This is a genomic window from Paraburkholderia sp. BR10954, from assembly GCF_040965775.1.
In the GTDB taxonomy this organism is placed as follows: Bacteria; Pseudomonadota; Gammaproteobacteria; order Burkholderiales; family Burkholderiaceae; genus Paraburkholderia; species Paraburkholderia youngii.
On sequence record NZ_JBFRCK010000003.1, the window covers coordinates 170,000 to 184,263 of the forward strand.

Consider the following 14,264-nt stretch of genomic DNA (forward strand, 5'->3'; position numbering starts at 1 on the left):
CCGCTCGTCATTGCCGTTGGAATATTTAGAGCCAGCATTGTCGCATGGCGCTCCGCCCGCGCCGAAGCCATTCCCCGACGATTTGCGCGCTTTCGAGCCAGCGAAGGCTCAACGCACGTCACGCCTCGTAGGCGTCGAGCATTGCGGACGCTTGACTCGAGGTGTCAGCGCGAGGCGTTTGCTTTATGCTAGGCCGCAGACCACAGCGACCCGGCCGAGCGGACCCCTGAGCCGCCACCTTGAGCGCCGCCTCGATACACTGCGCACGTTACGCGCCCGAACCAACCGACCATGCCAAGCACGACCCCTCCCCCTGCATCGACGACCACCGCCGCGAACGCGCTGCGCGAGCACTTCGCGAACGTGGTGCTGCCGATGTGGCGCGGGCCCGGCTTCAACCACGCGTTGCAGCTGCCCTACGAAGCGCTCGACGCCAGCGGAGCCGAGCCTTTGCCCGCGCAACGCTATCGGGCGATGGCGTGCGCGCGGCAGTTGTTCACGTTTGCGCAAGCGGGCGACATGGAACACGCGCGCGTGCTGTTCGATTCGCTGACGCGCACCTTTCGGGACGCGGACCACGGCGGATGGTTTTATAGCGTCGACGCGCTCGGCGTGCCGCTCGACACGACGAAGGACCTCTACACGCACGCGTTCGTCGTGTTCGCTTGTGCGGAATACGCGCGGCGCTCCGCCGACCTCGACGCGCTGAAGCTCGTACACAGCACGACCGCGCTGATCCAGTCGAACTTCGCGGCCGACGGCGATCTGTTCAACGCCGCGCTGAACGTCGACTTTTCGAAAGTCACCGCCACGCCGCTGCAGAATCCGCTGATGCACCTGACCGAAGCGTGGCTCGCCGCCTGCCAGGCGACGCGCGATAACGTCTTCGGCGCCGCGTTGCGCCGCCTCGCTGGCGCGGTCGCGCGACACTTCGTGCATGCACCGAGCGGCTGCATCGCCGAACTGCCGATCGGTGCGAGCGGCAATCGTCTGGAGCCAGGACATCAGTTCGAGTGGTACTGGCTGGTCAGGCAGGCGGGCGCGCTGTTCGACGGCACGAGGCTAACGGAAGCGCTGGCGCGCGCTTTCGCCTTCGCGCAGCAGCATGGCGTGGACCCGAACAACGGCGGGGTGTGCGCATCGCTCGACGAGGCTGGCAACGTCAGCGACGCGACTCAGCGGATCTGGGCGCAGACGGAATACCTGCGCGCGCTCGCCTGTCACGACGATCCGGCCGTGCGCGCGGCGCTGCCGCAACAGATCGCGCGTTTTCAGAGATGCTTTTTACATGAACATGGCTGGTTCGAATGCAAGACGTCGAGTGGTGAAGTTGCGCGCGCCGACATGCCGTCAACCACGCCTTATCACCTGGCTACCGCCTATGCGGCGCTACCTGCGGGTGCCGAATCGGCAGCGGGAACTTGGCCGAATTTGGACGTCGATCAATGAAATTGAACGCTTGATCGTCTCAATAAAGAGCCGCCTGCATGGACGACGATCCGCCGCTGGGTCGCGAGGAAATTAATGCCGCTGGTAAACCCTGGCGCGAAAAAAGTTCTCGCCAAACGTTCTCAAAGCGCGAAAAAACATCAAAACCGGGAATACCCGGATGCATGTTGATTGGCGTCTGTCATAAAGACGTGATACAACTCTTCCCTCGCGCTCGCTTTGCATCGAGCAAGAGCGGTCGCGATGCAATACACAACATTTATTTGGATCAAAAATGGCAACAGGTACTGTTAAGTGGTTTAACGATGCAAAGGGCTTTGGCTTCATCACCCCGGACGACGGCGGCGAAGACCTGTTTGCACACTTCTCGGAAATCCAGGCATCGGGCTTCAAGTCCCTGCAGGAAAACCAGAAAGTGTCGTTCGAAGTCAAGCAAGGCCCGAAGGGCAAGCAGGCTGCAAACATCCAGTCGATCTAAGTACCTTCAGGTGCTTTGAGACAGACTTGGACGTCACGATAGGCCTCTAAAGGCCCCTGCGTCTAATGCAAATGGCTCGCTTTACGCGGGCCATTTTCTATTTCTGCGTCGCGTCTTCAAGCGTCGCTGCTTAAAGCGCATGCATTCCGGTTAATGCGAAATCAGCATTGACTGCGGACATTGCACTGCGCTGTTGCGTGCGCAACACACTTTCAGAAATTTCGAACACGGAAACGGCCTGTTTCAATTGCTCGGTCTGCTGATGCAGCGAAGCAGCAGCCGCCGCGGCCTGCTCGACGAGTGCCGCGTTCTGCTGCGTCATCTCGTCCATCTGCACTACCGCCTGGTTTACTTGCTCGATGCCGGTGCTCTGCTCGAGCGACGACGCGCTGATTTCGGCCATCATCTGCGTGACGCGCGAGATCGACGCCGACACATGGCTCATCGCTTCGCCGGCGCGCTCGACCAGCGCCGAGCCGCCCTGAATCTCCGCGACCGATTCGCTGATCAGCGTCTTGATTTCCTTCGCCGATTGCGCGCTGCGTTGGGCGAGGCCGCGCACTTCGCCGGCCACGACCGCGAAGCCGCGGCCCTGCTCGCCGGCACGCGCCGCCTCGACGGCGGCATTGAGCGCGAGGATGTTGGTCTGGAACGCGATACCGTCGATCACCGAAATGATCTCGGCGATTTTGTCCGAGCTCTGCGCGATGCCGCGCATCTTGTCGACCACCTGGTTGACGACTTCGCTGCCGCGCGACGTTGCGTCGAGCGCGGTCTCGGCGAGCGCGTTGGCTTCGCGCGCGTGATCGGCGTTCTGGCGCACGGTCGCCGTCAGTTCTTCCATGCTCGACGCCGTTTCCTCGAGCGATGCCGCCTGGTTTTCGGTGCGTGCGGACAGATCGGCGTTGCCGGTCGCGATTTCGTTGGCGCCGAGATGAATCGAGTCGGCCGATTCGCGCACGCTCCTGACGGTGCGTGCGACGCTCGCCTGCATCGTCGCGAGGCCGGAGAACAGGCGGCCGATTTCGTTGCTGCCGCGCGCGGCGATCGGTTGATCGAGACGGCCTTGCGCGATGCGCTCGAAGTGGCGGCCCGCCTCTTCGAGCGGTGCCACGACGCCGCGGCGCAGCGCCGTGTAGACGGCGAGCGTGCCGGCGACCAGCACGAGCAGAATCACCACGCTGACGATGCGAAACGCCGCCACGCGCGCATCGATCGAAGCTAGCGACGCGCGGCTCGCGGCGTCGCCGAATTGCTCGAAATTGTGCACTTCCGCCAGATAGGCGTCCTGAAACGATTGCGTGGGTTGATCGAGGAAGGCCTGAATGTTGTTGGAGTCGAGATACTGCACGAGCTCCGCGAGCGCGCCGTGCAGCGTCTTGTAGCGTTCGGCGAGTGCGGTGGCGCGCGCGCTGTCTTCGTCGCTGGTCTTCTGGGCGCTCATGAAGCCCGCGAAAGACTGATCGGCGGCGGCGAGCTGTTCGCGAGCGTGCTGCACGATGTCCGTCGGCTCGGCGCCGCCGCGCACCATGCGCGTGCCGGCGCGCGACAGGTTGATGCGCGCGTCCATCAGGCGCTGCGTCGTCTGGTTGACCGCGTCGACCTGCTTCAACGCGATGCTCGCCAGATCGCCGACGTCGTCGTGCGTGCGGGTCAGCGACCAGAAGCCCAACCCTACCGTGACGAGCTGGAAGACGCAGAACGCGGCCAGAACACATAGCAGGCCGGATGCGACCTTGATCTTGCTGAACATCGGGGACACCTGGGGAACAAAGGATGACGGAGGCTACACCAGGGTTAACGGCAGCCCGATTAATGGCTTGAGGCCAAATCCCGCAAAAAGCGCCCTACGTGCAGGTTTCATCGGCGATCGTCGCGATTGTGGTCGTTTTGCGCAACAATGCTCCGTTCATCGCGAGGAATCACCTTGCGCAGTGCAGCGGCACTTCCTAGAGTGGGTAGGGACCGCGTGGCGCTCGCCGTGCGGATGTACTGCTGCACCGATGCACCACCCCGACCCTGCACGAAGGAACCACGATGACCGACCTACTCGACCGGGCGCGCGGCGCACTGCACGCCCAGCCGTTCAGCATGCTGCTAGGCGCGGAGTTGATGCACGCCAGCAGCGAAGAGCTCACCCTGTGTCTGCCGATTCGCGATGAACTGCGGCAGCAGCATGGTTTCGTGCATGGCGGCGTCATCAGCTATCTCGCCGACAATGCGTTGACGTTCGCGGGCGCGCTGTCGCTGGGTCCGAGAGTCGTGACCGGTGAATACAAGATCAACTATCTGCGCCCGGCAGTGAAGGGCACGCTGATCGCGCGCGCCAGCGTCGTCTATGCGGGCCGGCATCAGGCGACCTGCCAGTGCAGCGTGTTCGTAATGGAAGGGAATCGCGAGAAGCTGGTGGCGGTTGCGCAGGGGACCGTGAATCGGATTGGCGAGAATGGAGAGCAGGAGGCGGGGAGTTAAAGCCGCGCGGCATGAAAAAGGCCGCTCCTGCGCGTAACAGGAACGGCCTTGCATTTCACAGCGACGAGACAGGAAGAGAAAGCGCGTTACTCAGCCGCGTAAGTCTTCTGCGTCTGCTCGCCCAGCCCTTCGATACCCAGACGCACCGTCTGCCCCGGCTTCAGGAATACCGGGTTCGGCTTCACGCCCATGCCGACGCCCGGCGGCGTGCCGGTCGAGATCACGTCGCCCGGCTGCAGGCTCATGCACTGCGACACATACGACACCAGCTTCGCGACACTGAAGATCATCGTCTTCGTGCTGCCGTTCTGATAGCGATGGCCGTCCACTTCGAGCCACAGGCTCAGGTTCTGCGGATCGGCGACTTCATCGCGCGTGACGACCCACGGGCCGATCGGGCCGAACGTGTCGAAGCCCTTGCCCTTGTCCCACGTGCCGCCGCGCTCGATCTGCCATTCGCGCTCCGACACGTCGTTGATGACGCAGTAGCCGGCCACGTGCTCGAGCGCGTTCGCTTCGTCGACGTACTTCGCCGCCTTGCCGATCACGACGCCGAGTTCCACTTCCCAGTCGGTCTTCTTCGAGCCGCGCGGGATTTCGATGTCGTCGTTCGGGCCGCTGATCGCGCTCGTCCACTTGTTGAAGATGACCGGTTCGGCCGGCACCGGCAGGTTCGATTCCGCCGCGTGATCCGCGTAGTTCAGGCCGATGCAGATGAACTTGCCGATCTTGCCGACGCACGGGCCCACGCGCGGATTGCCTTCGACGACCGGCAGCGTTGCCGGATCGAGTGCGCGCAGTTTCGCGAGGCTTTCATCGCCGAGCACAGCGCCGTCGATATCGCCCACCACCTTCGACAGATCGCGAATCTTGCCTTGCGCGTCCAGCAGGCCCGGCTTTTCCTGGCCCTTCGGCCCATAACGAAGCAGTTTCATCGTTGCACTTTCCTTTCCATTCAGTAGTGTTCGGTTCGTCAATCAATCAGAATCAGTTCGACCATCCGCCGTCGATCACATGGAGCTGGCCCGTCGTGAACGACGACTCGTCGGACGCGAGATACAGCGCGAGCGCGGCGATTTCCTCCGGCTTGCCGATGCGGCCCATCGGCTGACGCGCGACGAACGCGGCCTGCACCGCATCGACGGACGCGCCCTGCGCCTGAGCCTGCGCGGCGATCCGCTGTTCGAGCGACGGCGAAGACACCGTGCCCGGGCAAATCGCGTTACAGCGTACACCACGCGTGACGAAATCCGCGGCCACGGACTTGGTCAACCCGACCACCGCGGCCTTCGACGCGCCGTAAGCAAAGCGGTTCGGCACCCCCTTCACGCTCGACGCCGCCGACGACATGTTGATGATCGAGCCGCCGCCCCGTTCCAACATGCCCGGCAAGAACGCGCGAATCATACGGTACATCGCCTTCGCGTTGAGGTCGAACGCGAAATCCCAGTCCTCCTCGCTGCATTCGAGGATATTGCCCGCATGCACGTAGCCCGCGCAGTTGAACAGCACGTCGATCATGCCGACTTCCGCGGCGAGCGCCTCGATCGCCGCGCCGTCGAGCACGTCGAGCTTGCGCGCCTCGATCGGCTTGCCGGCGAGTCCGTCGATGCGGATATCGGTGGCGATCACGCGCGCCCCTTCGCGCGCGAACAGTTCGGCGGTGGCGAGACCGATACCTTGTCCCGCCGCGGTGATCACGGCCGTTTTGCCGGCCAGTCTTTGCGTCATCTACGACTCCAGTCGAATGGGCTGCTAACGAAATCAAAGCCGGTAAAACGCGGCGGCGTTCTCGCCGAACACGGCGTCGCGCTCGGCGTCGCTCAACGACGCGAGCAGCGTGGTCGCCACCGAATGCCAGAGCAGATAGTCGCCGTTCAGTTCGAGCACGGGCCAGTCGCTGCCCCACATCAGCCGCGCGGGGCCGAACGTGTTCAGCAGGTGTTCGACGTAAGGCCGCAGCGTGTCTTCGGTCCAGCCGGGCGACGCCTCGGTCGCGAGCCCCGACAGCTTGCAGTGCACCTGAGGGAATGCGGCGAGCCGGGTAATCGCATCGCGCCACACATCGTAGCCCGCCTGGCCGAAGCGGATCGGCGGCTTCGCGCCATGATCGACCACCATGCGCAACGCCGGAAAACGCTGCGCGAAAATCTCGACGTACTGCACGTGACGCGCGTAGATCAGCGCATCGAACGCGAGGTCGTGCGCGATCAGCGCGTCGATCGCCGGCGTGAGGTCGGGATTGGCGATCCAGCCGTCGTCGGGCAGGTCCTGCAGCATCGGCCGCACGCCCTTGAACTTCGGCTCGCGCGCGAGCGCCTCGATCAGATCGGGCGCGTTCGGCAACAGCAGCGGCACCCAACCGACCACGCCCGCGATCGACGGCTCGTGCCGCGCGATGTCGAGCAGGTAGCGGGTTTCGTCGAGCGTCGGCGCGGCCTGCACGACCACGGTCCGCTCGATGCCGGCCTGTTCGCGCAACGGCTTCAGATCATCAGGCCCGAACGGCCGGTAGAGAATTTTCAGCTCCGGCGTCAGCCACTCGTAGTCGCCCCGCGCGGGGTCCCAGTAATGCTGGTGAGCGTCGATCGGCATGGTCGGTTCAGTCCTCGGGCGCGGGCGCGCGGGGGTCGAGCAGGCCCGCGGCGCGCAATGCAGACCACAAGGCCGCGGGGATCGGTTGCTCGAACGACGCGACGTTCTCGCGCAATTCGTCGGCACTGCGCGCGCCGGTCAGCACGGTGGCGACCGCCGGATGCGCATACGGAAACTGCAATGCGGCGGCGGCGAGCGGCACATCGTGCGCGCGGCATACCGCCTCCAGACGCGCGACGCGCTCGATCACCTCGGGCGGCGCGGCGCCGTAGTTGAACTTCAGATCGCCTTCGACGCCGCGCGCCAGAATGCCCGAATTGAACGCGCCGCCGAGCAGAATGCTGACGCCGCGCGCCTCGCAGGCGGGCAGCAGGTCGTCGAGGGTGGTCTGCTCGAGCAGCGTATAACGCCCCGCGAGCAACGCGCAATCGATATCGCACTCGGCCATCGCGTCGAGAATCACCGCGCCTTCGTTGACACCGAGGCCGACCGCCTTGATCGCGCCGGTCGAACGCAGGCGCTCCAGCGCGCGGAAACCGCCGCCTTCGGTCAGTTGCCGCCAGTAGTGCGGATGCTGGTCGCCGTGCGTGACGCGGCCGATGTCATGCACGAGCAGGATGTCGATATCGATGATGCCGAGGCGCTGCTGGCTGTCCTCGAACGAACGCAAAATGCCGTCGTGCGTGTAGTCGTAGATCGCTTCGAACGGCAGCGGATTCTGCCAGCCCTCGCGGTCGTCGAATGGCGACGTGCGCGGCACGAAGCGGCGGCCGACCTTGGTCGACAGCACATATTCGCCGCGCGGATAGTGGCGCAACGCGGCGCCGAGCCGATGCTCGGCCTTGGTGTTGCCATAGTGCGGCGCGGTGTCGAAGTAGCGCACGCCCGCGTCCCAGGCGGCGGCGATGGTCGCATGGGCCTCCTCGTCGGACAGGTCGCGATACAGGCCGCCGAGCGGCGCCGTGCCGAGCCCTAGTCCGCTCACCTGCAACGAGCCGCGGCCGATCCGGCGCCGTTGCCCGATCCTGGATCCGATCGATGCCGACATGAGCGTGTCTCCCTATTTTGTGGTGTTTTTACCATGCGACGGGCCCAATGCGCAGCCAGAAAAGGCGCGCCTCGCTCACGCGTGCATTCATTCACCAATGAACGTATTATTCATATTCGAATTTTTCCAAGTCAAGAAAACTGCACGACGGGACGCCCGGGGTTTTCCCTGGACAGCAGACATTCAGTTCGCGAAACGCTGCGCGCGCGCCAGATAATAAGACTTCCAGACGAGATCCTGACCCTCACGATGGACGCCGAAGACAAAGACGACGACCGCTACCGCGCCCCCGCACTGGACAAAGGCCTCGACATTCTCGAGCTGCTGTCCGAGCAGAAGGAAGGACTCACGCGCGCCGAAATCACGCGGCAGCTGGGCCGCAATGCGAGCGAGATGTACCGGATGCTCGAACGCCTCGTCGCGCGTCAATACGTGGTGCGCTCGGCGGCCGGCGACCGCTACTCGCTGAGCCTGAAGCTGTTCGCGCTCGCGCACCGTCATCCGCCGATGAACCGGCTGATCGCCGAAGCACTGCCACTGATGCAGCGCTTCGCCGACGCGGCCGAGCAGTCGTGCCACCTCGTCGTCTACGACCGCGGCAACCTGCTGGTGATCGCACAGGTCGACGGGCCGGGCACGTGGGGCATGTCGGTGCGGCTCGGCTCGCGGGTCGGACTGATCGACACCGGCTCGGGGCGCGTGATGCTCGCGTTCCAGAGCGTCGAGCAGCGTCAGCAGATGCTTGCCGAGCACACCAAGGTGAAGGGCGAAGTGACGCTCGATCGCGACGCGCTGGAGGAGGCCTGCGAACGCATTCGCGCGGCCGGCTTCTGGCAGAAGGACAGCCAGCAGACCTTCGGCGTCACCGACGTGACGTTCCCAATCCTCGCGCCGTCGGGACAAGCGATCGCGGTGCTCACCTGTCCGTATCTGCGGCGGATCGACGAATACGTCGCGCCGACGCTCGAAGCGGCCACCACGCTGCTGCGCGACACGGTGCAGGCGCTGTCGATGTTCCGCGAGCAGGCCGCGTGATTGACAAGGTGCGCGGCAAGTTGCGCGACGACGTTCGTGCGGCTGCACGCACGCGCCCTTGGTTTAGAATGGCGGCCCTTCCAAAATACCGCCGCATGACGGGCTCATGCGCGCGCATCGATTGAGCAATGGCCAAACTTCTGACCGATTCCGAATTCCAGCGTTTTTCCGAACTCCAGCAGAAGCAGTCGAGCTTCACGATCACCGCGGCAGAAGCCGACGAACTGCGCGACATCGTCGCTCACGCGCAGAAGCGCCGCGACGACCGCGCTGCCGCGATGCAAAGCATCGAGACCTTCATCCAGCAATTCGACATCACGCCCGACGAGCTGTTTTCGCCCGAGCAGATCGGCGAAGCGGCGCGCACCTACGGCCTGATTCCGGCCGCGCGCAAGGAGCGCGTGCTGCCGCCGTCGCTGACGTTCAACGGCAAGCCGTACCAATGGACCACCCGCCCGCTGCCCGATGAAATTCGCGTGCCGCTGTTCGACGCGTTCAAGGGCGGCGAGTCGGTGAAATCGTTCATTTCGACGCTGAAGGACGCGAACCGCTGCGCCGCGACGATCGCGCGGCTCGAGCGCGAAACCGGCGCGGTGTATGCACAGGCATGGCTCGATGAGCTGTCGGTCACGCGCGCGCAAGTCGATGAGGCAGCGCAGAAGCTGGCGGCGTGAGGTGATGAAGCCGTGCGTTGAGCGGCTCGCGACGTAAGCCGCTCAAACCCCCGGCTGATTCTGCGCGGCGGACTTCGGGTCCGCCCCCGCCGTTTCGTCGAGCGCCATCCGGAAGCCGACCACGCCGGGATCTTCGGTCCGCGTGATCGTGAAACCGCTGGCCTTCGCCAGCGCGATCATGGCGGTGTTCTCGCGCAGCGCCTCACCGATCAGCCAGTGCGTATCGCGCGCCCGCGCGTACGCAATGATCCGCTGCATCAGCAACTGGCCGAGGCGGCGCCCCTTCTGGTCCGAGCGCACGGTCACCGCGAATTCCGCTGTCTCGTTGTCGGGATCGGCCACCGCGCGCACCACGCCGAGCGTCTGCGCGACGCCGTCTTCGTTCTCGACCGTCGCGATCAGCGCCATTTCCCGGTCGTAATCGATCTGCGTCATGCGCGCGAGTTGCGAGTGGTCGAACGCGCCGACCGCACCGAAAAAACGCAGCCGCAAATCTTCCGGCGTCATCGCGTTCACGAACTCGCGATGCGCGTTTTCGTCTTCCGGGCGAATCGGCCGTACCGTTATACGCATACCCTGCCAGTCGATCGTTTCCTCGAAGCGGCGCGGATACGGCACGATCGCGAGACGGCTGCGCTTGCCGCCGACCCGCAACACCGGATCGACCACCGTCACGTGGTCCCGGTAGACCCTCAGCTTCAACGACAGGCCGACGATCTCGCGCACGTCGCAAACCGCTTGCGACAATGCCGTCAACGCGGCGAGCGTCGGCTCCGGCGCGACCAGCCTCGCGTATTGCGAACGGGTGACGATATCGCGCGCGAGCATCGGATTGAGCGGCGGCAGGCCGTACACGTGCAACCCGCTGGAAACGCCGTCGATCGGCGGCGCGGCGAAGCGGAACACGGGGCCGAAGTTGTCGTCGTCGTGCAGTTCGACGGCGACGTCGACGATGGGTTTTGTCGCGCTGTCGGCATCGGCGCACGGCGCAGCGGGGCCCGGCGCAGTGGCGCCCCCTTCTTCCGCACCCTCCACCTGCAACCCGAATCGCGCCAGAAACCGCGCCGCCGCGTCCCCGGCGAGCTCGCTTTCGCCCCCCGCCAACGCTTCGCGAGCCTGCGCCTGGGCGGCGTCGATCGACTCGGGAATCTGCGCGGGCAGGCCTTCCGGCGTTTGCATCAGCAATTCGCGACCCAGCCGGTAATCGACCAGACGGGCGAACGCGCGCGCGAGCCGCTGCGGCGTCGTGTGCACCGGGATGCCCTGCGCATGCAGCGCGTCGCGCCTCGCCGCATCGACACCGCCGAAGAAGCATGCGAGCAGCCCGCGATACGCAAAGCGCTGATGCTCGATCAGCGCCCGCGCGACGTCGTCGACGGGCGCGCCATGCGTCGATGCATGCACCACGACGGCGGTGCCGGTCTCGCGATACTCGCCGAGCAGCTTCAGCGCGGTGCCGAAGTGCTCAGGACGGGCGCCGTCGCCGAGCAGCAGCGGATTGCCGCCCACCGCGAGCGGCAGCGCTTCGCGCAGCGCATCCGACGCCGCGGCCGGCCACGGCGCGAGCAGGCCGCCGGCGGCGCTGAATGCGTCGCGCGCGAGCGTCGCGAGACCCCGGTCGCTGGTAATCAGCGTCGCGGTGGCGCCCGCCGCCACGCGGCCGACGCCGAGCGTTTCGATTTCGTCGAGCAGATCGTCGAGCGCGTCGACGCGCACGAGGCCCGCGCGCCGGAACGCCGCTGTATAGAGACCGTCGGCGGGATCGTCGCGGCCGGAGCGCAGCGCGAGCACCGGCTTGTTGCGCGCCGCCGCGCGCGCGGCCGACATGAACTTGCGCGCCGCCCGCACGCTGTCGAGTTCGACCAGGATCGCGCGGGTGCCGGGGTCGCTCGCGAGGTAATCGAGCACGTCGCCGGCATCGACGTCGGCCTCCGCTCCGAGCGCCACCGCGTGCGAAAAACCGAGCCCGCGCGCGCGCGCCCAGCCGAGCACCGCGTTGGTCAGCGCATTCGACTGCGACACCCAGGCCACGCCCCCCGCCTTGACCGTGCAGGACGGCGCGCCCAGATGTGCGCCGATTGCCGGCGACACCACGCCGAGACTACCCGGCCCGACGATGCGCAACAGATGCGGCCGCGCCGCCGACAGCGCGTGCCGCAGTTCGAGCCGGTCTTCATCGCTGCGCACTTCGCCGACGATGATCACGGCGCGCGTGCCCATACCGCCGAGCTTGTGGATCAACGAGGGCCATGTCGCGGGCGGCGTGCAGATCACCGCGACGGTGGGCGCCTGCGGCAGATCTCCGACATCGGAAATCACCGGGTGGACGCCGAGCTTCGCGTGCTTCGGATTGACCGGCCACAGCGGGCCGTCGAAGCCGCCTTCGAGCACGCGCGCCCAGACCATCGCGCCGATGCTGCCCGGCCGTTCGGACGCGCCGATCACGGCGACGGATTTCGGGCGAAACAGGGCGTCGAGATTGCGAACGGTCACGGTCGCTCCATGCGGTTGGACAGGAATTGGAGCCGGCTTCGCGGCGGGGCGGGTGGTTCCGTCAGCATAGGCGAAGTCGCGCGCTGCCGCCGGGACGTCGTGGCGACCGAAAAGAAAAAAGCCGCGTCGATCGACGCGGCTTTTTAGCTTCGAAACCAGCGGACTCGCCGCTTTACATCGCCTTCCTGAACGGCGCCCCCGAGTGTTCGCGCAACTCGTTGAACACGATCTTCGGCCACGCCTTCTGCGCGACTTCGATCTCCGATACGTGCGAGGCCAGGTAGGTCGGCGCATCGGACGCATCGAGCGCGATGCGCGCCGAGTACGAGTCGGTGAAGCGGCGCAGCTCGGCCGGATCGTCGCAGGTCACCCAGCGCGACAGCCGGTAGCGCGCCGGCGCCATCCGCACGTCAACCTTGTATTCCGTCGACAGACGGTGCGACACCACTTCGAACTGCAGTTGCCCGACCGCGCCGAGAATCATCAGACCGCCCGCTTCGGGACGGAACACCTGGATCGCGCCTTCCTCGCCGAGCTGCTTCAGCGCTTCGCCGAGCTGCTTCGCGCGCATCGGATCGACCACTTCGACGGTCTGGAAAATTTCCGGCGCGAAGAACGGCAGGCCGACGAACTGCAGCTGCTCGCCTTCGGTCAGCGTATCGCCGAGACTGAGCGTGCCGTGATTCGGAATACCGATGATGTCGCCCGGATACGCCTCGCTCACCGTCTCGCGACGCTGCGACAGGAACGTGACCACGTTGTTCGCGCGGAACGTCTTGTTCGAGCGCGTGACCTTCACCGCCATGCCGCGCTCGAAACGTCCCGAACACACGCGGATGAACGCGACGCGGTCGCGGTGCGCGAGGTCCATGTTCGCCTGCACCTTGAACACGACGCCGGTGAACTTCGACTCTTCCGGCTGCACCGGACGCTGCACGGTCATACGCATCGACGGCGGCGGCGCGAGGTCGACCAGCGCGTCGAGAATTTCCTTCACGCCGAAGTTGTTGATCGCCGAGCCGAACAGCACCGGCGACTGCTGCCCGGCCAGAAACTGCTCACGGTCGAATTCGGGCGTCGCGCCGCTGATCAGATCGATCTCTTCCTTCGCACGCACCCACGCGTGGCCGAAACGGCGCTCGCCTTCCTCGTCGCTCAGTGCCTGCAGCGTTTCGACCGCGCCGCCGGCCGTATCCTGACCGGCGCGGAACACCCGCACCTGATCGCGCTGGACGTCGTAGACGCCCTGAAAATCCTTGCCCATGCCGATCGGCCATGTGAACGGCACTGCCGCCACGCCGAGGTGCTGCTCGATTTCGTCGAGCAGTTCGAGCGGCTCGCGCACTTCGCGGTCGAGCTTGTTGATGAACGTGACGATCGGCGTCTTGCGGCTGCGGCAGACTTCAAGCAGCTTCAGTGTCTGCGCTTCGACGCCGTTCGCGCCGTCGATCACCATCACGGCGGCGTCGACCGCGGTCAGCACGCGGTAGGTATCTTCGGAAAAGTCCTCGTGGCCCGGCGTGTCGAGCAGGTTGATCACGCAATCGCCGTACTCGAACTGCATCACCGAGCTCGCGACCGAAATGCCGCGTTGCTTTTCGATCTCCATCCAGTCGGACGTCGCGTAGCGGTTGCTCTTGCGGCCCTTCACCGTACCGGCGATCTGGATCGCGCCCGAAAACAGCAGCAGCTTTTCGGTGAGCGTGGTTTTACCCGCGTCCGGGTGGGAAATGACCGCGAACGTGCGGCGGCGTTTGAGTTCGGAGACTGACATCGGGTCTGGCGGTCACGGAAAGGGGTTCGGGCGGTTCCCGGCGGCTTCGGGCGGCCGGTATGCCGCGCGTGGCGCGGCGGCGTCGAGCTGCGGGAGTCGGGCGCGGGCCGGAATCGGCCGGCACTGGTTCGACAATGCGGGAATCGCTGGTGCAAAAACGGCGCAAGGTGCGAATGATACACGTCTGGCGCGACGGCCGGGGGAAAGCGCCGCGGCACCGGACGGGGCGACCGCGCAAGCGTCCCG

Annotated in this window: 12 protein-coding genes; 5 read left to right on the forward strand and 7 right to left on the reverse strand. The window is 65.6% G+C overall.

Annotation, left to right across the window (positions count from 1 at the left end; translation table 11 throughout):
- Positions 1-291: 291 nt before the first annotated feature.
- Positions 292-1,449, forward strand: coding sequence for an AGE family epimerase/isomerase (locus AB4Y34_RS05765; RefSeq protein ID WP_368715493.1), 1,158 nt, complete (start codon positions 292-294; stop codon positions 1,447-1,449).
- Between the two features lie 274 nt (positions 1,450-1,723).
- The gene (locus AB4Y34_RS05770) at positions 1,724-1,927 is read left to right on the forward strand and encodes a cold-shock protein (RefSeq protein ID WP_013092907.1); all 204 of its coding nucleotides are present in this window, start codon (positions 1,724-1,726) and stop codon (positions 1,925-1,927) included.
- A gap of 130 nt (positions 1,928-2,057) precedes the next feature.
- Here AB4Y34_RS05770 and AB4Y34_RS05775 read toward each other — a convergent pair whose 3' ends face one another.
- Positions 2,058-3,680: a methyl-accepting chemotaxis protein gene (locus AB4Y34_RS05775; protein ID WP_368715494.1), complete on the reverse strand. Its 1,623-nt coding sequence runs from the start codon at positions 3,678-3,680 to the stop codon at positions 2,058-2,060.
- Positions 3,681-3,964: 284 nt separating this feature from the next.
- On the opposite strand from AB4Y34_RS05775, the gene AB4Y34_RS05780 reads away from it, so the two are divergent.
- On the forward strand, positions 3,965-4,399 hold the full coding sequence (locus tag AB4Y34_RS05780) for a PaaI family thioesterase (RefSeq protein ID WP_176120798.1): 435 nt from the start codon (positions 3,965-3,967) through the stop codon (positions 4,397-4,399).
- A gap of 86 nt (positions 4,400-4,485) precedes the next feature.
- On the opposite strand, the gene AB4Y34_RS05785 is transcribed toward AB4Y34_RS05780, so the two are convergent.
- The 4 genes from AB4Y34_RS05785 to AB4Y34_RS05800 are packed head-to-tail and all read right to left on the reverse strand — an operon-like array spanning position 4,486 to position 8,042.
- Positions 4,486-5,334: an ureidoglycolate lyase gene (locus tag AB4Y34_RS05785; protein ID WP_090808236.1), complete on the reverse strand. Its 849-nt coding sequence runs from the start codon at positions 5,332-5,334 to the stop codon at positions 4,486-4,488.
- A 52-nt stretch (positions 5,335-5,386) separates the two neighbouring features.
- The gene (locus AB4Y34_RS05790) at positions 5,387-6,130 is read right to left on the reverse strand and encodes an SDR family oxidoreductase (RefSeq protein ID WP_368715495.1); all 744 of its coding nucleotides are present in this window, start codon (positions 6,128-6,130) and stop codon (positions 5,387-5,389) included.
- A gap of 33 nt (positions 6,131-6,163) precedes the next feature.
- Positions 6,164-6,994 carry an amidohydrolase gene (locus AB4Y34_RS05795; protein ID WP_176378841.1) on the reverse strand — a complete coding sequence of 277 codons (831 nt, stop codon included), beginning with the start codon at positions 6,992-6,994 and terminating at the stop codon, positions 6,164-6,166.
- A gap of 7 nt (positions 6,995-7,001) precedes the next feature.
- Positions 7,002-8,042, reverse strand: a complete 1,041-nt coding sequence (locus AB4Y34_RS05800; RefSeq protein ID WP_176366384.1) for an aldo/keto reductase — start codon at positions 8,040-8,042, stop codon at positions 7,002-7,004.
- A 249-nt stretch (positions 8,043-8,291) separates the two neighbouring features.
- Here AB4Y34_RS05800 and AB4Y34_RS05805 point away from each other — a divergent pair, with 249 nt between their 5' ends.
- Together AB4Y34_RS05805 and AB4Y34_RS05810 are read left to right on the forward strand one after the other, a co-directional pair.
- Positions 8,292-9,077, forward strand: coding sequence for an IclR family transcriptional regulator (locus AB4Y34_RS05805; protein ID WP_176366385.1), 786 nt, complete (start codon positions 8,292-8,294; stop codon positions 9,075-9,077).
- 128 nt (positions 9,078-9,205) lie between these two features.
- Entirely contained in the window at positions 9,206-9,751 is a 546-nt protein-coding gene (locus tag AB4Y34_RS05810) for a hypothetical protein (protein ID WP_013092899.1), read from the forward strand.
- A gap of 42 nt (positions 9,752-9,793) precedes the next feature.
- Here AB4Y34_RS05810 and AB4Y34_RS05815 read toward each other — a convergent pair whose 3' ends face one another.
- Together AB4Y34_RS05815 and AB4Y34_RS05820 are read right to left on the reverse strand one after the other, a co-directional pair.
- Complete coding sequence (locus AB4Y34_RS05815; RefSeq protein ID WP_368715496.1) at positions 9,794-12,244, reverse strand: GNAT family N-acetyltransferase; 2,451 nt, start codon at positions 12,242-12,244, stop codon at positions 9,794-9,796.
- Positions 12,245-12,416: 172 nt separating this feature from the next.
- Positions 12,417-14,018 carry a peptide chain release factor 3 gene (locus AB4Y34_RS05820; protein ID WP_176107139.1) on the reverse strand — a complete coding sequence of 534 codons (1,602 nt, stop codon included), beginning with the start codon at positions 14,016-14,018 and terminating at the stop codon, positions 12,417-12,419.
- Positions 14,019-14,264: the final 246 nt, after the last annotated feature.

Excerpts from the sequence above, each read along its gene's own strand:
- AB4Y34_RS05765 (WP_368715493.1), top strand. The coding sequence starts at position 292 with ATGCCAAGCACGACCCCTCCCCCTGCATCGACGACCACCGCCGCGAAC.
- AB4Y34_RS05770 (WP_013092907.1), top strand. The coding sequence starts at position 1,724 with ATGGCAACAGGTACTGTTAAGTGGTTTAACGATGCAAAGGGCTTTGGC.
- AB4Y34_RS05775 (WP_368715494.1), bottom strand. The coding sequence starts at position 3,680 with ATGTTCAGCAAGATCAAGGTCGCATCCGGCCTGCTATGTGTTCTGGCC.
- AB4Y34_RS05780 (WP_176120798.1), top strand. The coding sequence starts at position 3,965 with ATGACCGACCTACTCGACCGGGCGCGCGGCGCACTGCACGCCCAGCCG.
- AB4Y34_RS05785 (WP_090808236.1), bottom strand. The coding sequence starts at position 5,334 with ATGAAACTGCTTCGTTATGGGCCGAAGGGCCAGGAAAAGCCGGGCCTG.
- AB4Y34_RS05790 (WP_368715495.1), bottom strand. The coding sequence starts at position 6,130 with ATGACGCAAAGACTGGCCGGCAAAACGGCCGTGATCACCGCGGCGGGA.
- AB4Y34_RS05795 (WP_176378841.1), bottom strand. The coding sequence starts at position 6,994 with ATGCCGATCGACGCTCACCAGCATTACTGGGACCCCGCGCGGGGCGAC.
- AB4Y34_RS05800 (WP_176366384.1), bottom strand. The coding sequence starts at position 8,042 with ATGTCGGCATCGATCGGATCCAGGATCGGGCAACGGCGCCGGATCGGC.
- AB4Y34_RS05805 (WP_176366385.1), top strand. The coding sequence starts at position 8,292 with ATGGACGCCGAAGACAAAGACGACGACCGCTACCGCGCCCCCGCACTG.
- AB4Y34_RS05810 (WP_013092899.1), top strand. The coding sequence starts at position 9,206 with ATGGCCAAACTTCTGACCGATTCCGAATTCCAGCGTTTTTCCGAACTC.
- AB4Y34_RS05820 (WP_176107139.1), bottom strand. The coding sequence starts at position 14,018 with ATGTCAGTCTCCGAACTCAAACGCCGCCGCACGTTCGCGGTCATTTCC.